Genomic DNA, 375 nt, shown 5'->3' with positions numbered 1-375 from the left:
GCCGCACGCCAGAACCTGACGGGACTGTCCAAGAACGCCTACAACGCGACCCTCTACTACGACGACGAGCGCTTCGGCGCGCGCGTGTCGGTGTCGAACCGCGATGACTACCTGACCACGGTGCCGGGCCGCGACGGCAACGATGTCGAAGGCACCAAGGGCACCACCACGGTGGACATGTCGGCGTCGTTCAAGCTCAACGAGCAGGTCGAGTTCACCCTCGAAGGGCTGAATCTCACCAACGAGTGGAACGACCAGTGGGTCGATGCGACCGGTGACCGCGTGAACGTTTATCACCAGACCGGCCGGGTCTACATCCTCGGCGTGCGGGTGAAATTCTGAGATCGATGCAACGGCGATGGTCCTGGAGGCTGT

Annotated in this window: 1 protein-coding gene; it reads left to right on the top strand. The window is 62.7% G+C overall.

What is annotated here, in order from left to right:
• Positions 1-342 (top strand): TonB-dependent receptor (locus FLQ44_RS21750; protein WP_147696039.1); only part of this gene is annotated, 342 nt, incomplete at its 5' end.
• Positions 343-375: the final 33 nt, after the last annotated feature.

This window comes from Vogesella mureinivorans, from assembly GCF_007644035.1.
GTDB lineage: Bacteria > Pseudomonadota > Gammaproteobacteria > Burkholderiales > Chromobacteriaceae > Vogesella > Vogesella mureinivorans.
This window is presented reverse-complemented; position numbering and strand designations above follow the sequence as displayed.